Origin of the sequence: Paraburkholderia sp. SIMBA_030 (assembly GCF_046535245.1) — a bacterium.
Classification (GTDB): Bacteria; Pseudomonadota; Gammaproteobacteria; order Burkholderiales; family Burkholderiaceae; genus Paraburkholderia.
The window spans coordinates 394,813-415,126 of sequence record NZ_JAWRXB010000001.1; the positions used below are offsets into that span (position 1 = coordinate 394,813).

Consider the following 20,314-nt stretch of genomic DNA (forward strand, 5'->3'; position numbering starts at 1 on the left):
GATTTAGTGATCCACGACCGGTTCGCTCGCAAGTCTTTTGCGGCGCACCGGAGGCGGAGTGATAATTGACTCTACCGGAGCCGCGCCAAACGATGCCGCGCGGCGCGCGTCGCCTGCCTTCGAGTAAGTCGTCGTGCGCTGCTCGGGAATCCGCCCAGATTCGACGATCCAACTTTCGAGTGTCTCCGGCGTGGCTTCCTGGCCATGCACCGCGCCAGCAGCACGAGTGATTGATTCATTCATCAGGGTTCCACCCAAATCATTCGCGCCGGCGGCCAAGCACGCCCGTGTCCCTTCGCGGCCCAGTTTGACCCACGAGGTCTGCACATTCTTGATGAACGGATGCAGCGTCAGGCGCGCTACGGCGTGCATAAGCACGGTCTCACGAAAAGTAGGACCGGGTCGGGCCAAGCCCTTACGATAAATTGGCGCTTCTTGCGCAACAAACGGTAAGGGCACGAACTCAGTAAATCCCCCCGTTCGCCGTTGAAGAGAACGTATCGCCAACAAGTGGCGCGCCCAATGTTCAGGTCGATCCACGTGCCCGAACATAATCGTTGCGGTGGTCTTTAACCCGACAGTATGGGCAGCCTCGACAATTTCGAGCCATAGCTTCGTGGTAAGTTTATCCGGGCACAGAATCTTTCTGACCTCGTCATCCAGCACCTCTGCCGCCGTGCCCGGCAGCGTGCCGAGACCCGCAGATTTCAACATCTTCAGGAATTCTTCTACCGGCACGCCGAGAGTCTTAGCGCCCTGGTACACCTCCAGTGGAGAGAAAGCATGGACGTGAATCTCCGGAACAGCGGATTTGACGGTTCGGCAAATCTCGAGGTAAGTGTTGCCGGTGTAATCGGGATGAATTCCCCCCTGCATGCATACCTCGGTAGCGCCGCGATGCCACGCTTCGAGGGTACGCCTGCCGACTTCATCCATCGGCACGTCGTAGGGTTTGCCTCGCAGATCTTCATTCTGTCGGCCCTTGGAAAACGCACAGAATTTGCAACTAAAGGTACACACGTTGGTGTAGTTGATGTTGCGTGTAACGACATACGAGACGGTCTCGCTATTCACCGATTTCCTCAGTGTGTCCGCGCTTCGGCAGATGAACGCGAAGTCGGGTCCTCGCGCCTCGAACAATCGAACAACATCCGATTCGTCCAGTTCCCCACCGTTGCGGCAGCGCTCGACGATTTCGCTGATCTCCGCCGAAGCCTGATCCGCTCGGTCATAGCGCAGCAAGTCGAGATCGGCCGCCGGCGGTTGCATGGCCGCGCCCGCTGTCCAGTCAGATTCTCTAGCCAGACCGGTTGCATCTTGCAGACGCAATACGGCGGTATGCAGCCGTGAGTCAAGCCATGTCGTCGCATGCTCCAGGTACTTCGGGTAAATGGTTAAGCGACCAACGAGCGTCTTCCCCGCAGCCGCGGTCTCGCGACCGAGCACTTCGACGTGCGGCCACGGTGCCTCGGGATTCACATGGTCCAGCGTGACGGGCGACACGCCGCCCCAATCGTTGATGCCGGCGTCAATCAATCCTCGCAACGCTCGCGGACTGAGGTTCGGTGGCGCCTGGATGCTGACGCCCGATCCCAAAGCGAGCCGCGAAATCGCTATCGTCCTGACGAATTCTTCCTCTTCCGCGTCAGGACGAACCGCCATCTTTGTTCCCGGCTTCGCGCGGAAGTTCTGTACGATGACTTCCTGGATGTTTCCGTACTGCTCGTGCACTGAACGTATTGCCAGAATTGAGTCGACACGCTCGTCCACTGTCTCCCCGATTCCGACAAGAATGCCTGTCGTTGTCGCCAATCTTGCCTCACCTGCCCAGCGCAGCGTATTCAGCCGTTGTTCAGGGTGCTTGTCAGGTGAGCCGTAGTGCGGCATGCCCGGCTCACACAGCCGGGTCGACGACGTCTCCAACATAATTCCGATGGACGGGCAGACTGGCCGAACTAGCCGCAGCTCCTCTTCGGTAAGCGTCCCCAGATTGGCGTGGGGCAGAAGACCTGTCTCGTCGAGGATGCGTTGTGCGAGGTGGGCAACGTATTGGACCGTTGACGCGAACCCATGCTCGGCCAGCCATTCGCGCGCGACGTCGTAGCGCAACTCCGGCTTTTCGCCTAGCGTCAGGAGCACCTCATTGCAGCCTGCGGCCTTGCCTTGCCGCGCGACTTCAAGGACCTCCGCTTCTGTCATATACGGCAACTTGACTTGCTTCGGCGTCTTTGCGAACGTGCAATAGTGGCAAACGTCCCGGCATAGCTGCGTTACCGGCACAAACACCTTCTTCGAGTAAGTAACAATGTTGCCAAAGCCCGCATCCCGGACAATGCGTGCTGCTTCGGCCAACTCCGTGGTACTGAAGCGCGTGAGACCGAGTAATTCCTGTCTTGTCAGATGATGGCCGCCAATCACCAACTTTCCGAGCGCGACTCCGCGTGTGTTTGCTCTACGGGTATCCATCACGTACTCCAATTCAGGTCTCTTTCAACCAGACTTCTCAACATCGTTACGACGGGTGGTCTTTGCGTTTCTTCCAAAGCCTGTGCCGCCCGGAGGATCAACGGAACGTCGTCGGCCGTGTCCAGATCGAGCTCAAACGTGGGTGAGCAGATGCGTTCAAATGTCACGCTCTCCGCGATCGCCATACGTTCATGCTCTACGGCGCTCGATTTCCCATACATGCAAGGAATCGCGGATACAGGTCGGCAAAGACGCAGATTCGTTCCCTGGCCAATACGGTCGGAAACCAGGCTCATCTTTCTCACTGCGCCTCGTTGATGGGAGGCTATGATGCGTTCTAGTTCAGCGGAACTGAACAGTGGAAGATCCGCGTGTACGACGCATGCGTCATTCGCACCAAGCCTTCCGCTTTCCGCCAGCCCCCACGAGGCAGAGGCATTGAGCCCCCCTTCATGCTCCGCCTCCCACAGCAGGTCAAACCCATTTCCACGGATAGCTGGAATTAGCTCGGACTCCGCTGTTACCACGATGGCCCGGCGTATCGACCTCGTCAAAGCTAATTCATTCATCACCCAGTCAGCCATCAGACGGCAGAGCTCGTGCCTGATCTCCGGGGAAAATCGCTCGGAGAGTCGTTGCTTCCCCAATGAGAACCGCTTGATAGGGACGATGACATCCATCTATCTACATCCCTAGTGCATTCCAACGAGTCGTATCCCCGTCTGGCACTTGAGCTGTCGGTTGATCGTGATCAAAACGGACGTCAACGCTTCCGCCGCGATGGAGTTGCGAAGACCTCCGCCATAAAAACCCCGCATGCCCGCATCTTCGACCAGCGAAATCACGACGGGACGATCGTCCTTGTCGTCCCCAAACACAAGTACATCGCAATCGAGTTCCTCCAGCGATTGCAGCTTGTCGGCGGCGACATTGTGAAAGGCGGAGAACACCTTCACGTCTTCGCCCAGAATGCATTTTGCCGAAACAGCCGCGGCACCCGACTCGGGAACGTTTACCGTTCCCACCTTCGGCGGTAACAAGGGGACCGTCGTATCGATCACAATTTTCCCTTGGACAAATTCGCGGATGGACGCCAGCGTCTTCTCTTGCTGGTCGAAGGGCACTGTCACCACGATAACGTCCGCGTCCCGCGCGACATCAACGTTCAAGCCATAAGAAACGCGCGGTGCCTCGTTATCCCTTCCTTCAATTGCGCCCGCAACGATCGATTCGCACGTGGCCTGAGCGCTTTCGATACGACGGGAGCCAATCACGACGTATCGACCGGCTTTGGCCCAGCGAGCAGCCAGCCCCGAGCCGAGGGCACCAGTGCCCCCAATGATTCCAATTTTCAGCGGTGTATTCATGTTCAATGAAAATCCGTAGACTAGTTGCCGAGAGCGGCGAACCGCTATCGCTTAGCGACTTGCGGTTTCCTTAGTTTCACTCTTTTGTCGATTCGACTCGAAGAACTGCCCTATCCTGCTTTTGGCGTTTTCGGACAGTACCAGACGTACGAAACCTATAGTCTCTTCAGCGAACACCGCGTCGACGTCCATCGACGAAGCCAAGTTGGCGACCCTTAGAATCTCCTCGATCGCGGGATTCTGTTTGGCATCCTCCGAAAAATCCGCGACTACCTGCTGCGTCGAGCGACGCTCGGCCAACGGAGCCGACGACATCAGCAGCGTTTTTGGCTGCGCGTCCCATTGCTGTAGCGGTGGCACGGTACAACGCAGGATCCAGTCACGGGCCCGTTGCACCAGCTCCTCCGGCGTGTTGGCGATTTCATCCACCAAGCCGCAAACGTACGCCGTTTGCACATCGACCTTTCGTCCACCCAACAGGAACGGAAGCGCCGACGCGAGTCCAAGTAAGTAGCTCAACCTGACGACTCCGCCCGCAGCTGGAAGAATGCCGAAGCTCACTTCCGGCAGCCCGATCTGCACCCTGTCGCGACGAAGCGCGACTCTGTGGTGGCAGGCGAGGCACAATTCGTACCCTCCCCCCAAAGCGGTTCCGTTAATCGCCGCAACCACCGGCGCGGGAAGCTTCTCTAACCGCCTGAAGTAACCCTTGAGTTCGTTGAAGTGTTGTTCCAGAAACGCCTCTTGTCCTGGCTCCGCACGCAACATGAGTGCAAGGTCTCCGCCAGCGAAAAACGTCGACTTAGCCGAAGTCAGGATCACGCCGCGAAGTGCATTGCCATAGCCCTCCAAGCGGTCCATGATCTCCTTCATCGATGCCATGAACACTTCGTTCATGACATTGACTTTCCCCGGCATGTCGAATACTACGGTCGCGATCCGATCCTCATCCAACGTCAAAGAGTATGCAAGCATGGCTGTCTCAGCGGTGATCAACAATACCCTCAGGCCGTCTGGCCGAGGATGGCGGCGCGAGCGGCGTCTTCGCTATCGGCCTTGATATCGCGTACGAGCTGGGCGAGCGTGTCGAATTCTGCCTCGTTGCGAACGGGAATCGAGAATTCCGAATTGGTGACCACCTTCCCGAAGCGCTCAATGAGTTTTCGGCCGACCTGGTCATACGTTCCCACTACTGCGAACTGGTCCAAGATCTCATCCGAGATAAGTTCCGGGAGTTCTTCCCATCGCTGAGCTCGCGAAAGAAGTTTTGCCTCCGCGGCGAGATCTTCAAGGCCCAAATGCTCGAACGCGCTAACGTACGCAGGAGTCGATGCGTAAAATGCGATGCGCGCGCGTGCGTCCCGTACCTTGGGTTTAAGCTCCTCTTCGTTCAATGCCGCAGCAACCAAAGGCTTCATACTCACGCTGAAATTCTGCAAACTGCGGTCACTTTTCAGCGCACCTTCCCGAACTGCGGGGAGCATCACTTTCTCGATGTAGGACGGCGTACAAACCGGATGCGGGCGGATGCCGTCGGCGACCTCACCCGCGACCTTACACATCACGGGATTCACGGCGGCGACGTGAATCGGGATATCCGGATTCTCAAGCGGGCCGGGATTAAACAAGGGCACCATGAGGTCCATCTTGTAGAACTCACCCTCGTAATTGAACGGCACGCCGTTTTGCCAACAGTCCCAAGCTGCCCGCACCGCCTGAATGTATTCGCGCATCCATGGACCGGCCGGATGCGACTGCATGCCGTAGCGCCGCTCGATGTGCGCGCGGACCTGCGGCCCAAGACCTAGCGTGAAACGGCCTTTTGAAAGCTTCTGAATAGTCCATGCGCTTAGTGCCATGCTCGTCGGGCTGCGAGGGAAAGCGATCGCCACGGCCGTGCCTACACGCAATGTCGTCGTAGCTTGCGCTGCCAATGCCATGATCACAAACGGATCATCTTTCGTCTCTTCCGTCATCAGCGCGTCGTAACCCAGCTTTTCCACGATCTCGGCGTTACGGGCGATCGAGTTCAAATCCAGAGGCTGATCCGGCGCGCGCAGACCCGGGTCAACTTTTCCAAGGGGAAGGAGTGTTTCAATTTTCATATGTATTCCTAATTACTAAACATTTACTACGTTTTGAATTCCGCGAGTGACTACACGAGCGTTCGCCTGTCGATGGTGCGGATGGCCTTTCCCTGGGAGCGTTCAATAGTGCCGGGCTCCCCCACTTTGATGACAGTCGAGATGCCGACGAAGGTCTTGATCTTACGTGCCAATTCCGCCGAGACTCTTTCTCGATCCGCTGTCGCGCCGGGACAGGCCTCGACGTGTACTGTAAGGCAGTCGAGCGTTCCTTCCCGGGTCACTTCGATCTGGTAATGACCCGATAGATCGGCGATAGTCAGGACTTGCTCTTCGATTTGCGAAGGGAAGACGTTCACGCCCCGTATGATCAACATGTCGTCGGAGCGGCCGGAGAGTCTGGCGAGCCGCCGCATCGTCCGCGCTGTGCCCGGCAGCAGGCGGGTTAGATCTCGAGTCCGATATCGAATGACAGGAAGCGCCTCTTTCGTCAGAGAGGTCAGGACCAACTCCCCTTCACTGCCTTCGGGTAAAACTTCACCCGTCCCGGGATCAACGACTTCGGGGTAGAAATGGTCTTCCCATAGGGTTGGACCATCTTCGGTCTCAATGCATTCCGAGGCAACTCCTGGGCCCATGACCTCCGAAATGCCGTAATAGTCGAGCGCGCGTATGCTCAGCCTCATGTTAATTTGCCTACGCATCGCCTCGGTCCATGGCTCGGCGCCAACCAGTGCAACGCGTAGTGCCAGGTCTGCCGGATCGATACCTTGCCTCTCGACTTCGTCGATAATATTCAACAGGTATGACGGCGTGACCATGATGAAGTGAGGCTGCAGATCGACCAGAAGGCGCGCATGTCTTTCGGTTTGCCCGCCTGAAACGGGAATGACCGTGCAACCCAGCTTCTCGGCTCCATAATGGGAACCCATGCCGCCGGTGAAGAGGCCATAGTTGAACGCGTTGTGGACGATATCACCGGGCCGCGCCCCCGCTGCACGCAGACACCGCGCCACGATGCTTGCCCAGTTATCGAGGTCTTTCGCGGTATAGCCCACAACTGCGGCTTTACCCGTCGTTCCGCTCGACGCATGGATGCGCGATACCTTGTCGATGGGAACCGCGAACATCCCGAAGGGATAACCATCCCGGAAATCCTGCTTCACGCTGAAAGGGAAATGCCGCAAGTCGGCAAGCTCTCTCAGATCGTCAGGGTGAACGCCGACAGCGTCGCATTTCATACGGTATAGCCGCACGTTCTGGTACGTGTGCCCGATGGACCATTTCAGACGCTGTAGCTGTAAAGCCCTTAGTTCGTCAATGCTCGCTTTTTCGATATCATCAAGCAAAAGAGCGCTGCCGTTGGTATTCAATTTACCGTCTCCACTTTTTTTTTTGCTTATCGCGATACATCGCGAAAACATGGCCTACGCGGACACCCCAAATATAAGAGCGTGTGGTGCTGCAAAACAGGACTCAATTTGTCAAGCACAATCACCGAAACGATCATCGAGGTGGGCGAAGTCTGTTCAATAGCCGAACTCGAACAGCTCGGGAGCGTCATGCCACGGTGCATGGGCACCGAAGGCGTGCTATTGAATTTGCTGGAGCCCGTCGCATCCGGGCGGCAATCCCGCTGTACTCATCGAAGGGCGGATAGGCAAGAGGACGGCGGGTACAAGAATCGCTTGTGAGTTCGCGTGACCGGATTGTGACGCGCTGCAGTTTTGCTACGCGCTGACGCAATCGACGGGCTGAAGGCGGCGTTGAGGAGGGGCTCGAACACAGGCGGGTCCCGCGCAGAGGAGTCATTTCTTATTGGATGGTTTGCCCGAAACCTTTTCGATGAAATGTTCTCGATACTGTATTGGACTCATACCCGTCCATTCGCGAAACGCTCGTGTGAATGCGCGAGCCTCCGAATAACCCAACAATTCAGCTATCTCGCTTACCGGATGACGGCCTCGCAGGAGCTTTTGAACTGCAAGGTCACGCCGTATATTTTCGACTATCGTACGATAAGACATGCCTTCCTGATGCAGCTTCCGCCTCAGGGTTTGTTCTGTCAGGTTGAATTGCGTGGCGACAGCACCAAACTCCGGAAACTCAAGAGGAAGCCTCCGCTCTTTTAGGAGGAAGGTTCTCACGCGGCGAGAGTAACTCACTACATCCGCGGGGATTGTCAAGAATCCCAAAGGGGCAACTGACAAGAACCGTTTTAATTCTTCCTTTGTACGTACAATCGGCAGCTTAAGATGGTGACGGTCAAAAACAAGCGCCGTGTATTTCGCGTTGAATTCGTAGTCGCAAGGGAACATGTACTTGAGTTCGTCAAAGTATTCTTCCGGATGCGGGTAGGCGAATGTCGCGAATCGTAGCGGCGCGGAGATCCCCCCCATCCATCCAACCAAACGGTACCAAATTGAGAGCAAAAACTCGATAAAATAGTGATTCGGATCAAGTTCGGGGCGCTTGAGAATCAGCTTGAGTTCTATCTCATCTTCTCTTGTGTCAAGTCCAAGCGATATTTCATCGGTAAACAGATTATAAAAAAGAACGCTTTTAACTAGCGCTTGCTCAAGCGACTCTTCAGTAAGAATGCAATGACTCATCATGGCGAAAGTTCCGGTCTTGCAGGGGCGCTCCGTAAAACCCATGAATTCGTCATTGAGACCAATCCATACAAGCTGGACGAGGCGCGCGAGCTGTTCCGACTTTCCCCGCCACAATGGATCGTAGATATCGTCTCGCGCGAGCCCAACTTCCGCGATGAGCCAGTCTCCGTCGAGGCCGCAGCGCTCCGCGCCGCGAATTGCCTCTCTGAAATAGTGAGAACATGAAGTCGACATATGTGGCGAGAACCTTTTATTCGCGCTTCAAAAGATCCACAGCGATCTAGCAGTTCCAGCCGTACCCTGTTCGCATCGCCATCCTGACCTCGCTTGCCCGAACCCCAGTGCTCAGACAGAATTGGTTAACGTAGATCTCTACATTGAATCGTACATTTCTCTTGAATAAAGAGATTGGAGTGAGCAGGGTGGCGAATTCGGAACGATCACCGTGAGGCGGTTCAGGTAACGCTTCATATGTCTTCAGGTCAGCGCTAAGCTGACCCTCTGGTTTTCCACGGTCATCGTATCGATAGAATCCCGCTCGAGTCGAGCGACCCGTTCGCCCGTCCCTTAGCAGAGTCTTGAAGTGTCCGTAATCCTCGAATCTGTACTTCTGGATGCCATCGGACTCCTCCAGAGAACTTTGAAGTTTGCGGACGATCTTCTCGAATACATCGATACCAATCATATCGATCAGACCAAATACTCCGCTTCTCGGAACGCCAAATTCCTCACACATCGCAACGTCTGCTTCGCGAAATCCAATATTCGACTTTATCGCTTCCATGGCAGACATAACAGCCCAGTACATGCCAATTCGATTCGCGATGAAACCGGGGCTATCTGGCGTGAGCAGAACAGATCGTTGCAAACTGTCGGCGCACAGGTCGGTCAGGAACAGGCGAACATCTTCGGTCACCGAGTCGCCAAAGACGACTTCCACGAGCGGCAAGCGCTCCACCGGCAGGAAGAAATGGGTCACAGCGAAGTGACTTGTGAATCTCTGCCCCAATCCCTGGGCCAAATCCCTGGCGGTCGAAATGGACTCGTCCGTCGTAACGATACACGATGGCTTTCTGGCGACTTCAATGTATTTGAAGAGCGCCCGTTTTTCCTCGAGTGAGAACCACGAGGCGTCGAATACCCAGTCCGCCTCGCTCAATGCTTCTAGCGAATCATGTAACGAGGCGTAGGAAATTGCGCTTTTATTCCAGCCAGTCCGTGTGACGCGCTCACTTCGACGCTCAGGTCTGCAATCCCCTGCCGTGGATGAGTTGAGTGAAGGGAAAACGAGTGCGGGTTCATGGCCTGAGTTCAAAAGCAAACCGCAGACGCCGTAGGCAATCGGACTGTTACCGATAATTACCACTCTTGCGTGTGTCTGGGTCGATTTTCCCATCAGATGGTTCTCCGCAATAATCTGGTCGACTTCTAAATAATTGCTTGGCCTCTTCCGCAAACGTCAAGGCAAGTGAGTGCCACGCGGCGACGATCGTCTGAGGTGTGCATCAAGATGTCGGCGAAGTTTCGTTGCGCCGCACTTTGCCAAGCCGTCCCTTCTTCCGTTCGATCCACCACGAAGAAATCGATCAGATCCCGATAGAATGTTGCGCATGCACTTGAGGTGCTACCGAGGTTGAGTTCATTCAAAATTTTCGCTGCAGGTCCCTTCACCGCTCTCCCGTTGATGATAGGTGACACAGCGACGACCGGCACATCGGTGCACTCTAGTGCGCGCCGCACGGGATTGACGGCAAGAATCGGCCCAATGCTCAAGATCGGGTTTGACGGAGCAATGACCACGCAGCCTAGCTGCGGGTCCCGCAGGGCGGCCTGCAATCCTGCTGACGGCGCGGCAAATTGCGCTCCCTCGTAACGAACACCTGTGGTCCGGGGAGCACATCGTAGGCGTACAAAATATTCCTGAAACGAGTACTCGGTCCCGTCAGATTCAATGACTGTGCGAACTTTATGCTCGGTCATCGGCACAATCTTGTGCCGCACCCCTAGTCGCTCTGCTATCTCCTGGGTAACCGTCTCGAGACTTTTCCCTTGGGCGAGGCGCGCGCTCCGGTGTAGATGGATGGCCAAGTCCCGGTCGCCCAACTGAAACCATGTGCTCGCACCAATCTGATCGAGCGCACCCATGCAAGACCACGTTTCATCGGATCTTCCCCAACCACGCTCTGCAGAGGCGAGCCCGGCCAGCATGTAGGTGACGCTATCGATATCAGGACTGATCGCCAGTCCCAGATGCTCGAAATCGTCGCCCGTGTTGACTGCAATAGTCAGCTTCTCGGGATCCAGTACCTGGGACAGGCCTTCTGCCAGTTTGGCCCCTCCAACGCCCCCGCTCAAAAGCAGAACCTTGTCCTTCATTTGAAGAGGTCCTCCGATAGAGGTCTAACCAGGGCGGCCGCTGCCCCTTCCCGCCGCACTAGGGACGTACCGCGGACGATCACGATTGGGGTTCCCTCTGACGACTGTCCCATCAGAAGCGAAGCCGCGGCGGCCAGTTCGTCGCCGATACCGACGATTGTGGATTCCAATCTTCGGCCAAATAGATCAAGCTGTCCGCGCAAGTCGTCGACCGTTGCAAGACCGTAGGCGCCAATACATGCTCCGCAGGTACCGATTCGCCATGCACGGCCCCAGCTATCGATGATAGCGACGCCCACTTCGACTCCGGCGGTCTCACGTAAAGACAGGCAACAATTTTTCGCACTGGCATCAGGGTCGACCGGGAGCAGGAGAACCCACTCGCCGTCGCATGGACCTGACACGTTGGAATGGTCGACGCCCGCGTTGGCGGCAACATATCCTTGCCTGTGACGCACTATGATCAAGCCGGGAACGCAGCGTACGACAGCCGTGGATTCGCGCAGGATGACCTCGATCAAACGCGCGTCCTTGCCGCATATCTCACCCAATTCGATCGCCGTCTTTGATGGGACAGTGTCACGAAGATTGACAAGACGATTTTCGGCTTTGGAGACAATTTTCTGTGCTAGAACGACGACGTCTCCGTCAGCGAGCGGACGACCGCTGTTCGTCGTCAAATCAAGGACGAGTTTCGCGATGTCAGTTCCCGGTGAGACAAGGGGCACATCGCCGGGCGCCCAAAGCAAGTATTCTCTCGACCCTTGTCGGGCCGTCGGCGTCTCAATGCTCATGCTCTAAGCTCCCCAGAAAACATGACCTACCAATTGACTCCGAGCCATGACGCCGCTGCAACGTGCATCGCCATTGCTGTTTATGCCGTCTTCGATCGCCATGGCGGAGTAGCCACCGGGAGCTGCTTCAGAAAGCCACCTCATTCGCCCCCTTCAAGGCGAGCATGCGGCGCGCGTCGGCTGGCGTCGCGATCTCCAGCCCTAGACCCTCGAGCACGTCCCGAACGAGTGTTACTTGCTCTGCGTTGGTCTTTGCAAGCTGACCCTTGCGTAGCCACAGCGAATCCTCGAGTCCGACGCGAACGTGTGAGCCCATCGTCGCAGCCAGCGTCGCAATCGCGATCTGATTGCGCCCTCCTCCGAGCACAGACCACTCGTAGTTCTCGCGCCCCAGCAGTCGATCGGCAGTACGGCGCATGTGAAGCACGTCTTCCGGATGAACACCGATGCCGCCCAAAATACCGAATACCGATTGCACAAAAAACGGCGGCTTCACCAGTTGACGATCCGCAAAGTGCGCAAGCGTGTAGAGATGGCCGATGTCGTAACACTCGATCTCGAATCGGGTCCCGTTCTCTTGGCAGGTCTCAAGGATGTATTCGATATCGGCGAACGTGTTCCGAAAAACTCGGTCTCTCGAACCCTCGAGATAAGGCACTTCCCAGTCGTACTTTAGCTTTGGGAAGCGAGTCAGCATCGGGAACAAGCCGAAGTTCATCGACCCCATGTTCAGCGAGGCGACCTCCGGCTTGAAGGCTGCCACCGGACGAAGCCGCTCTTCAATCGACATCGTCGGCGCGCCGCCCGTGGTGATATTGACCACGACGTCGCTGCGCCGCTTGATGCCTTTCAGGAATGGCTCGAATGCCTCGGGGGACTGATCCGGCTGCCCTTGGAACCCGCGCGCGTGCAGATGAACCATGGCTGCGCCGGCCTGCGCAGCCCCAACGGCGGCTTCTTCAATCTGTTCCGCTGTCACCGGCAGGAATCCCGACATTCCCGGTGTGTGGATCGATCCTGTGATGGCGCACGTGATGATGACCTTGCTTCCATTCGACATGTTGTTCTCCTAGTAACGCCAGCGGCTGGGCGAGCGATATACGTCTCCGCGCTGGCGACGGCGACGCTCACCTTCGTCTATGCCAGTCGCTTGGCCAAAGCGAGCTTGAAGACGGACACCGCTTCGCACCGGCTTAAGCGCTGATTGGCAAAGGTATCGGGTGCGGAGCGACACGCAGTGTCCGTTTCAACGCCGAGCGCTTGAATCGGCGCACCCGAGACCGCCGGTGTCAGTCGAACGCGCCGGCCGGATTGCGTCGGCTCAGCAACACTCGCTGGCGGCGCAATGTCTCCAGTTGCTCAGCGGACATGCCGCGCGCGGACAACACCTCTTCATTGCATTCGCCCTGGAAATAAGGCACGCCCGGCGCCGGCAAGTCCGAGCGGCTGAAGTGCCACGGCGGTCCTGGCATCCGTAACATGCCGCCCTCGCGATCGTCGACCTCTACGATCGCGCCCCAGTCCTCAGCCCACTCCGACGATGCAATAGCGTCAATGCTGCGAACGACCCCGATTGCAAGCCCCACCTCGCTCACCTGCGCCTGAAGTTGGTCGAGGTCTGCGAACGTCAGCACCCACGACCGCACTTCACTCATCAAGCTGGCGAGGTTCTCGCGTCGTAGCGTGGCCGATGCATAGCGGGGATCGCGCAACAGATCGAACCGCCGCATCATCGAACAATAGCGAGCGAAGATCGGCGAAAAGATGGGGCTGCCAGCGATGGTCAAGCGGCGGCCGTCCGGGAGTTCGATGATCGGCGACTCGTTGGCGCTCAGCGCATACGGCTCGTCGTTGACGTCCAGCCCCGAAAGCAGTGCCCCCGCACGCTCGTTGACCGAGAGCATGGTTGCCGCCATCGAGACGTCTACATGCTGCCCTTCACCGGTACGTGAACGGTGCTGCAGCGCAGCGAGCACGGCGATGACCGCTTGCAAACCGGTATAAACGTCCGCGTGGCTGCATGCGTCATTGCGCAATTCATTCATCGCTCCCGCATAGTGCTGCTCGATAATATGCGTCAAGCCTGACTCGGCATGAACCGTGGGTGCGAACGCCGGCCGGTTTCGCCACGGACCGGTTTGTCCGTATCCTGTGATTGACACATAAACCACAGAGGGGTTGAACTTGATCACATCCTTGTAGGCAAATCCAAAGCGCGCCAACGTACCGGGGCGGAAGTTCTCCACGATAATGTCGGCGTCGCTACACAGATCGGTAACGATCTCGTGCGCTTCCGGCCAATTGAGGTCGAGGCTGATATTGCGCTTACCGGCATTTAGCTGCGCATAGTAGAGCGACATCGCACCGACATGCGGTACGGCGGCGCGTCCGAGGTCGCCCGAAGGCGGCTCGATCTTTATCACGTCGGCGCCCAGATCGCGTAGGGCCTTGGTGCAACCAGGGCCGGCAAGGACACGGGTGAAGTCAATAACCTTCAGGCCGGCGAGCGGTGCACTACTCATGATCAGTTCCCCTCGAAGGTGGCGGTGCCTGGCCCGGTTGCGGCGAAGGCCGCGAGCCCGCGCACGCGGTCCTGGCAAGCCCACATGAGGTCGTTGACCTGCGCCTGCTGCTCGTCCGCGGCCTTCACCCCAGCGCGCGCGGAAAGGTTTGCCAAGCGCTTAATACCGGCCAGCGCCACGGTCGCCCCGGCCGCGAGTTGGCGCGCCCATGACAGCGAGGCATTGCCCAGTTCGCTTTCCTCTACGACGAGGTTAATCACGCCCCAGCGCTCGAGTGCGCGCGGATCATGGCGGCGTGCAAACATCGCGATCTCCTTGCCCCGCGCCGCACCGGCACGCTGCACCACTCTCTGCACGCCGCCTAGGATCGGCAGCAAGCCGAGCGTCGCTTCTAACATTCCAAACGATGCCGTATCGGCGGCGACGATCATGTCGCATAACAACGCGAGTTCGAACCCACCACCCAGCGCGGCTCCGTGAACCGCTGCCACGGTCGGAATGGTGATGTCTTCGAGCGCGGACCACATCCGATCGAAACGCTCCTGATCGCCACGCTCAGCATGGATCACATTCAGTTCTGCGCCAGCGCAGAAATGCCGCATCGAGCTGCGCAACAGGATGGCTCTGCAGCCATCTGTCTGCGCACGCTCGTATGCTGTCACTAGATCCGACAGCAGTGCGTTGTCAATCAGATTGTGCGGTGGTTTGGCAAGCGCCACGACACCGACGTTGCCATCTTTGTGGTACTCCACTGTTGCCATGGTTGTCTCCGAGGAAGCACGAGTAACAGCCGCTGTGACGGCCGTCGTTGTTTTAGTGGTCAGCTGCGCGAAGCTCACCTTTCCGAGAAAGCCAGCAGCGGTTTAGCGTTGCGAGCGGTGCGTTCAGTATCGGAAAATGCTTCGAACGCACGATCGGGCGGATAGCGGCGCGCAGTTGGTCGCGCTTTAATGAATTATGGTCACGACCAATCCGGTTGCCAAGGTCGCTTTCTGCCGAGTTTGGGGTGATTTTGTGACAGTGCGGTCCGTGCGCGCGGATCGTACGAGTGTCGTGCGATGGCAACCAAACGCATTGTGATGAACTGCTGAGTAGCGAGCTGATCGTCGCACGTCAACACATCAAAAAACTGGACCAGTGTCGCCAGACCCCGCTCGACACTGAGACCAATCGGACTGTTCGCCAGTGCCGATTCCAACGCGTGAACGAAACGCTGAAATGCATCCAGGGTTCCGTGGACGCTTCGGTACTCGGTGCGGCCGATTCTGCCGTCAAGTACGACCAGCATTCCAGCATCCGCCGCCAATTCCAGGATGTTCATTCCGTTTCTCCCGAGATCGCCCGACTAGCAACCCATCGCTTATGCTGCAAGCGGGTAAGCGCGCATCGCCGGCGTGCTCGCCTTTGCCGGGAACACGTTCCACGAACCGTCATCGTGCCGGAAGAAAACGATGGTCAAACTTCGGTCCGGCCGCACCACGCCGATGCGCACGTAGCGCCTTCGATCTGATGGTGTGCGACTGAACTCCACCACGCGTACGGTCATCACCGCCGAGTGCCCAAACCACTTTGCGACCAGCGATCGCAAGCACATCTCTCCGGAACCCATCTCGCTCTCCTCCCACCGCGGCGCCACCATCGTGTCCCGCCAATTCGTGGCTGGAACATTGCAACCGCGCTGCATTGATCGTGTCCAGTTGCGAGGGCCTGGTTATTTTCCTTCGCTGGAGTGACAACAGTCCTTCGCAACTGCATGCCTTCCGCAAGGCTGTCAAGGTCGTATGGCGTGGCCTCGGCAAGGCTGACGAATGAGCACGCGCGACCTGCTGTCATGAGTCTGTGGTCCGCGATGCTGGCTGCGTGCCACCAACCTTGAATACCGAAACCGTTTCGTCCAGCTTCGCCGCTTGTTGTTCCAGCGATTGGGCGGCGGCCGCGGCCTCCTCCACCAGCGCGGCGTTTTGCTGCGTCACCTGGTCCATCTGGCCCATGGCCTGATTGATCTGCTCGATCCCGGTGCTCTGTGCCTGGCTGGCGGCGGTTATCTCGCCCATGATGTCGGCAACGCGCTGCACGCTCGTCACGATCTCGTCCATGGTGGTCCCGGCATTCGCCACCAATTGGCTGCCCGCCTCGACCTTGCTCACCGAGTCACCGATCAAGCTCTTGATTTCCTTGGCCGCTGCCGCGGAGCGTTGCGCCAGGTTTCTCACTTCGGCAGCGACCACCGCGAAGCCCCTTCCCTGTTCCCCAGCGCGGGCTGCTTCCACGGCAGCATTCAACGCAAGAATGTTGGTCTGGAAAGCGATGCCATCGATGACACCAATGATGTCGACGACCTTGTTGGCCGACTCGTTGATCGAGCTCATCGTATCCACTACTTGCGCGATGACTGCGCCGCCCTCGATCGCCACGTCGGAGGCCGAAACGGTCAACTGGTTCGCCTGAACGGCGTTGTCGGCGTTCTGCCTGACCGTACTCGTCAACTCCTGCATCGAGGCGACGGTTTCTTCGAGAGAACTCGCCTGTTCTTCGGTGCGGGACGACAAATTCAGGTTGCCCCTCGCGATCTGCCGGGACGCAGTCGCAATCGTGTCCGTGCCGGTACGCACGTCGCCCACAATCTTCTTCAGGTTCTCGTTCATATCCTTGAGCGATTGCAACAGTTGACCCGTCTCGTCCCGGGTCTGCACCAGAATGCTGCTGGTCAGATCGCCGGCGGCGACCGCCTGTGCGACTTGCACCGCTTCTTGCAAGGGGCGCGTAATCGAACTTGTGATGAAATAAGCAAGGCCGATACCGATTAATAGAGCCGGCAGACCGAGCCCAATCATCAGATGACGCGCCGACTCGACGTTTTGCGCAGCTTGCGCGCCCCTTTCCTTCAGCAGCGTGTTCTGGAGATCCACCATGGCCGTGATGTTTGCCTGGAGCCCATCCAGGGCAGGAAGGGTTTCGTCACGCATCATGCTGGCGGCGTCATCCCGTCTTTGCGCTGCCAGCAACTGGACGACCTTGCTCAAGGAGGCCACGTATGCCGCGCGCGATTCCCTGATCTTTGCCAGCAGCGCTTTTCCGTCCGGCGTGTACACGAGCTTGTCGAGCGTTTCCAGCGCCCCGTCGATCGTCTTCTTGCTCGCATCTAACTTCTGATGAATCGCGTTCACCGTGTGCTGGTCGATCGTGATGAACAATTCCATGGTCCGCCGGGCGTTGGCACCGATCAGGAGATTCACGGTCTGCGCCGCATCGACCTTGACCCACTCCTCGCCGACGATCCGGTCGTTGATGTCGCCAATGTTGGCCAAACGGATCTGCGCGACAGCAATCAATGTCACGATCAGTAACATCCCGATCCCGAAGCCCGCGCCCAGGCGCATCCCTATTTTCATGTCTTAGACCACGTTGGTTTTCAGGATAAACCCGTCATATTTTGCAGAAATATTACGATCACCTCTTCAATGAATTATGGTCACGACCAATCCGCTTGCAAAGGTCGCTTTCTGCCGGGTTTGGGGTGATTTCGTGACAGTGCGGTCCGCGCGCGCATGGTACGGGTACGGGTACGGGTACGAGTGCGATGCGATGCGATGCGATGCGATGGCAACAGCATGCATTGCCATAACTGCTAAATGGCGAGCTGATCGTCCCACGTCAATGCATCAAGATGGAATCGACGAGATTCGCACAAGGTCGTCAGCAGTCGCGTTCTCGCTAACGGGTCACGCATGTTCATCGGGATGGTGTGGAGCTCAACTGAACCACTGTCGCAAAACGCCGCTCGGCGTACCAGTTCATTTTCTCCCTGCACTAGATGATTTTGCTTCACGAGCTGCATCGCCCGTTTGTGGATGCCTTCGGAGCAAGGGTGGCTATCCCCGGGCAGCCCTGGTGACGTGAGTGACAACACGCGCTGCATCTCTTTCCGGTAACAGCGCTCGCCGCGGGGTAACCCGGGTTCAGCAAGGAGTGTTTTTCTGCCAATATAGAGTCATTCAATGCCTTGGAGAATGCTATGGCGTCCACGTCGAACGCCGTAACCGACGACGTGTTCGTGGGCCACGCCGGTGGCCCTCATGCGCCGACGATGATGCTATTCGGCCTGGACGCGCTTTTTGCCGAGTTGGCCGACGAAGGTGTCCCTGCGCGGGACATATTGTCCGGAACCGGAGTCCGAATTAAGCAATTCGATGATCCTCGGACATTGATTTCGCGCCATCAACGTCTGGCCATCTACCGCAACGCCTATCGGCTAGCCAAGCGCCCCGATATCGGACTGCTCGCGGGTGCGCGGCAGCGTGTCAGCGACTTCGGGGTATACGGCTATGCCATTGCCAGCAGCCCAACGTTGGGCGCAGCGCTCGATCTGTGCCTGAAGCACCTGCGTCATGCGGGCCCCGTCCTGCCGATCAGTTCGCGTATCGACGGCGATATCGGAATCTTGCGCAGCCATGATCCCTGGTCTCTGGGAGACCTACTTCCGTTCGTGGCAGAATTCTGGCGCGCTTCAATTAATTCACTGCTTAGCCGCGTCCTCGAAGCGCCCTTTCCTTCGACCCGGATGTTGCTCCCCTACCCCGCCCCCGCACACCGGAGAGCCTACACGCGGATGTTCAGCTGTCCGGTGGAGTTCGACGCGCAAGTGATGGAGTGGCATTACGACGCGAGCGCACGCGATCGCAAGCTGCCGAACGCGAACCCGATGACTGCGCTTGTTTGCGACGACTTCTGCGAACAGGTACTAGCCGGCGTGGAGACCGACTCCGAGCTCGTATCCGCGATCCATGGCTTTCTCCTCAGGCAGCCTGGCCGCTTTGAGAACGTCGATGTGCTGGCCGAACGCTTCGGCATGTCGGTTCGCACACTACACCGCAGACTGGCGGCCCAAGGCACGTCATACCAAGCGATTTTGGATGAGGTGCGGCTCGGACTGGCCCGACAGTATCTCAATCAGACGTCGTTGACGATCGAGCAGATTGCGGAACGACTAGGATTCTCCGACGCATCCAACTTTCGCAAGGCATTCAAGAAGTGGACGGGCGCTGCGCCCAGCTTACAGCGCTCTGCGCATCCGGTCGCGCTGGGACAGATGTCGACCGATCGGCTTCCCACGCGATAACTTGGCTACGCCTATCGCGCGGTGCCAGATGGCAGGCCAAATCAAAAGCTTACCGATCTAGGCACCCATGCGATCTTTCACCCGATACCGAACGTGCGATTGAACATGCGACAGACAATCTAGAAGCGGAATGCAATACCGGCCGCTACGATGACGGGGTCGAGACGCGCGGAGGCATGGAGCGGCACCGGCCCAAGATATCCTGTTGCACTGGTGCGCAAAATGAATTTCTTAACGTCAACGAAGATTCCAACGTGTTTTGTCAGCCGGTACTCCAGTCCAGCCTGGGCCACCCCACCCCACGCATTGCGCACCTGAAAGTCGGAGATAGCACCGTCGGAGGTGTCGAATATCTTAACGTATGTAACGCCGGCACCCAGATAAGGGTACAGATTGTAACGAGCAAGCGCCTGAAACTGGTACTGAAGCGTTAATACCGTCGGGCCATATTTCACTTTGCCAAGCTTCCCCGCACCTGCTACGGTCCCCGCCCCGCTCATCGTCGTTGTAGGCGGTATGCCAATCGTCAAACCCAAAGACACACTTGGCGTTATCCGGTACCCGAATTCGGCCATGAATGCTGCATTGTCTTTCACGTTTGCGCTTGCTCCTGGGATCAACTGACCACCTGCCTTCACATCCGCACTGGCATTGAATGCCGCCCATGCGCCACCGGCACGGATCCACCAGCGGCTGTTATCCGGCTGGAATACCACATCTTGAGCACTGGCGACAGCCGGAATAATGCTAAATAGTACTAAACAACACTTGTAAATATTTAATGTCGACCTCTCCGTCTTGCGTTCCATCTTCGTCTCCGTTTATTTAAAATTTATACTGCGATTGACATCGAAAATTTGACTTATCGCCACCCCTAGTTTTTTGCGCAGGAGCAATCACACGGTCTGTCAAACCGCGAATCCCCGCCTCGTTCGAATTTTTTAGTCACTAGAAGCGTATGATTCGCAACA

General features: G+C 57.4%; 18 protein-coding genes. 1 reads left to right on the forward strand and 17 read right to left on the reverse strand.

The features are described 5' to 3' along the window. Positions 1 to 3 precede the first annotated feature (3 nt). From cofH to SB772_RS01790, 16 genes are all read right to left on the reverse strand, one after another. Positions 4 to 2,466: a 5-amino-6-(D-ribitylamino)uracil--L-tyrosine 4-hydroxyphenyl transferase CofH gene (cofH, locus tag SB772_RS01715; RefSeq protein ID WP_410831549.1), complete on the reverse strand. Its 2,463-nt coding sequence runs from the start codon at positions 2,464 to 2,466 to the stop codon at positions 4 to 6. Further along, positions 2,466 to 3,146, reverse strand: coding sequence for a 2-phospho-L-lactate guanylyltransferase (cofC, locus tag SB772_RS01720; protein WP_410831550.1), 681 nt, complete (start codon positions 3,144 to 3,146; stop codon positions 2,466 to 2,468). The genes cofH and cofC overlap by 1 nt, the downstream gene beginning before the upstream one ends. A gap of 12 nt (positions 3,147 to 3,158) precedes the next feature. Continuing rightward, on the reverse strand, positions 3,159 to 3,833 hold the full coding sequence (npdG, locus tag SB772_RS01725) for an NADPH-dependent F420 reductase (protein WP_410831551.1): 675 nt from the start codon (positions 3,831 to 3,833) through the stop codon (positions 3,159 to 3,161). 51 nt (positions 3,834 to 3,884) lie between these two features. Next, positions 3,885 to 4,808, reverse strand: a complete 924-nt coding sequence (locus SB772_RS01730) for an enoyl-CoA hydratase/isomerase family protein (RefSeq protein WP_410831552.1) — start codon at positions 4,806 to 4,808, stop codon at positions 3,885 to 3,887. A 29-nt stretch (positions 4,809 to 4,837) separates the two neighbouring features. After that, entirely contained in the window at positions 4,838 to 5,938 is a 1,101-nt protein-coding gene (locus SB772_RS01735) for a TIGR03617 family F420-dependent LLM class oxidoreductase (protein ID WP_410831553.1), read from the reverse strand. 50 nt (positions 5,939 to 5,988) lie between these two features. Further along, positions 5,989 to 7,290, reverse strand: a complete 1,302-nt coding sequence (paaK, locus tag SB772_RS01740; RefSeq protein ID WP_410831554.1) for a phenylacetate--CoA ligase PaaK — start codon at positions 7,288 to 7,290, stop codon at positions 5,989 to 5,991. A 435-nt stretch (positions 7,291 to 7,725) separates the two neighbouring features. Next, positions 7,726 to 8,766 carry an AraC family transcriptional regulator ligand-binding domain-containing protein gene (locus SB772_RS01745; RefSeq protein ID WP_410831555.1) on the reverse strand — a complete coding sequence of 347 codons (1,041 nt, stop codon included), beginning with the start codon at positions 8,764 to 8,766 and terminating at the stop codon, positions 7,726 to 7,728. A 46-nt stretch (positions 8,767 to 8,812) separates the two neighbouring features. After that, entirely contained in the window at positions 8,813 to 9,928 is a 1,116-nt protein-coding gene (locus SB772_RS01750; protein WP_410831556.1) for a 3-hydroxyacyl-CoA dehydrogenase family protein, read from the reverse strand. A 32-nt stretch (positions 9,929 to 9,960) separates the two neighbouring features. Further along, positions 9,961 to 10,908 carry a 2-phospho-L-lactate transferase gene (gene cofD / locus SB772_RS01755; protein ID WP_410831557.1) on the reverse strand — a complete coding sequence of 316 codons (948 nt, stop codon included), beginning with the start codon at positions 10,906 to 10,908 and terminating at the stop codon, positions 9,961 to 9,963. Then, positions 10,905 to 11,702: a coenzyme F420-0:L-glutamate ligase gene (cofE, locus tag SB772_RS01760; protein WP_410831558.1), complete on the reverse strand. Its 798-nt coding sequence runs from the start codon at positions 11,700 to 11,702 to the stop codon at positions 10,905 to 10,907. Before cofE ends, cofD begins: the two co-directional genes overlap by 4 nt. A 127-nt stretch (positions 11,703 to 11,829) precedes the next feature. Next, entirely contained in the window at positions 11,830 to 12,762 is a 933-nt protein-coding gene (locus SB772_RS01765) for a 3-keto-5-aminohexanoate cleavage protein (RefSeq protein ID WP_410831559.1), read from the reverse strand. Positions 12,763 to 12,991: 229 nt separating this feature from the next. Next, a complete protein-coding gene (locus SB772_RS01770; RefSeq protein WP_410831560.1) occupies positions 12,992 to 14,224 on the reverse strand; it encodes a CaiB/BaiF CoA transferase family protein in 1,233 nt (410 codons plus the stop codon). Positions 14,225 to 14,226: 2 nt separating this feature from the next. After that, positions 14,227 to 14,985: an enoyl-CoA hydratase/isomerase family protein gene (locus SB772_RS01775; RefSeq protein WP_410831561.1), complete on the reverse strand. Its 759-nt coding sequence runs from the start codon at positions 14,983 to 14,985 to the stop codon at positions 14,227 to 14,229. Positions 14,986 to 15,185: 200 nt separating this feature from the next. Continuing rightward, on the reverse strand, positions 15,186 to 15,545 hold the full coding sequence (locus SB772_RS01780) for a hypothetical protein (RefSeq protein ID WP_410831562.1): 360 nt from the start codon (positions 15,543 to 15,545) through the stop codon (positions 15,186 to 15,188). Between the two features lie 39 nt (positions 15,546 to 15,584). Continuing rightward, complete coding sequence (locus SB772_RS01785; RefSeq protein WP_410831563.1) at positions 15,585 to 15,833, reverse strand: hypothetical protein; 249 nt, start codon at positions 15,831 to 15,833, stop codon at positions 15,585 to 15,587. A 220-nt stretch (positions 15,834 to 16,053) separates the two neighbouring features. Continuing rightward, on the reverse strand, positions 16,054 to 17,616 hold the full coding sequence (locus SB772_RS01790; RefSeq protein ID WP_410831564.1) for a methyl-accepting chemotaxis protein: 1,563 nt from the start codon (positions 17,614 to 17,616) through the stop codon (positions 16,054 to 16,056). 623 nt (positions 17,617 to 18,239) lie between these two features. On the opposite strand from SB772_RS01790, the gene SB772_RS01795 reads away from it, so the two are divergent. Then, the gene (locus tag SB772_RS01795; RefSeq protein WP_410831565.1) at positions 18,240 to 19,343 is read left to right on the forward strand and encodes an AraC family transcriptional regulator; all 1,104 of its coding nucleotides are present in this window, start codon (positions 18,240 to 18,242) and stop codon (positions 19,341 to 19,343) included. A gap of 119 nt (positions 19,344 to 19,462) precedes the next feature. Here SB772_RS01795 and SB772_RS01800 read toward each other — a convergent pair whose 3' ends face one another. Next, positions 19,463 to 20,152, reverse strand: a complete 690-nt coding sequence (locus tag SB772_RS01800; protein ID WP_410831566.1) for an OmpW/AlkL family protein — start codon at positions 20,150 to 20,152, stop codon at positions 19,463 to 19,465. Positions 20,153 to 20,314: the final 162 nt, after the last annotated feature.

Bases quoted from the DNA above. Each gene is read 5' to 3' on its own strand.
- cofH (WP_410831549.1), bottom strand. From the start codon at position 2,466: ATGGATACCCGTAGAGCAAACACACGCGGAGTCGCGCTCGGAAAGTTG.
- cofC (WP_410831550.1), bottom strand. From the start codon at position 3,146: ATGGATGTCATCGTCCCTATCAAGCGGTTCTCATTGGGGAAGCAACGA.
- npdG (WP_410831551.1), bottom strand. From the start codon at position 3,833: ATGAATACACCGCTGAAAATTGGAATCATTGGGGGCACTGGTGCCCTC.
- SB772_RS01730 (WP_410831552.1), bottom strand. From the start codon at position 4,808: ATGCTTGCATACTCTTTGACGTTGGATGAGGATCGGATCGCGACCGTA.
- SB772_RS01735 (WP_410831553.1), bottom strand. From the start codon at position 5,938: ATGAAAATTGAAACACTCCTTCCCCTTGGAAAAGTTGACCCGGGTCTG.
- SB772_RS01745 (WP_410831555.1), bottom strand. From the start codon at position 8,766: ATGTCGACTTCATGTTCTCACTATTTCAGAGAGGCAATTCGCGGCGCG.
- SB772_RS01750 (WP_410831556.1), bottom strand. From the start codon at position 9,928: ATGGGAAAATCGACCCAGACACACGCAAGAGTGGTAATTATCGGTAAC.
- cofD (WP_410831557.1), bottom strand. From the start codon at position 10,908: ATGAAGGACAAGGTTCTGCTTTTGAGCGGGGGCGTTGGAGGGGCCAAA.
- cofE (WP_410831558.1), bottom strand. From the start codon at position 11,702: ATGAGCATTGAGACGCCGACGGCCCGACAAGGGTCGAGAGAATACTTG.
- SB772_RS01765 (WP_410831559.1), bottom strand. From the start codon at position 12,762: ATGTCGAATGGAAGCAAGGTCATCATCACGTGCGCCATCACAGGATCG.
- SB772_RS01770 (WP_410831560.1), bottom strand. From the start codon at position 14,224: ATGAGTAGTGCACCGCTCGCCGGCCTGAAGGTTATTGACTTCACCCGT.
- SB772_RS01775 (WP_410831561.1), bottom strand. From the start codon at position 14,985: ATGGCAACAGTGGAGTACCACAAAGATGGCAACGTCGGTGTCGTGGCG.
- SB772_RS01780 (WP_410831562.1), bottom strand. From the start codon at position 15,545: ATGAACATCCTGGAATTGGCGGCGGATGCTGGAATGCTGGTCGTACTT.
- SB772_RS01785 (WP_410831563.1), bottom strand. From the start codon at position 15,833: ATGGGTTCCGGAGAGATGTGCTTGCGATCGCTGGTCGCAAAGTGGTTT.
- SB772_RS01790 (WP_410831564.1), bottom strand. From the start codon at position 17,616: ATGAAAATAGGGATGCGCCTGGGCGCGGGCTTCGGGATCGGGATGTTA.
- SB772_RS01795 (WP_410831565.1), top strand. From the start codon at position 18,240: ATGGCGTCCACGTCGAACGCCGTAACCGACGACGTGTTCGTGGGCCAC.
- SB772_RS01800 (WP_410831566.1), bottom strand. From the start codon at position 20,152: ATGGAACGCAAGACGGAGAGGTCGACATTAAATATTTACAAGTGTTGT.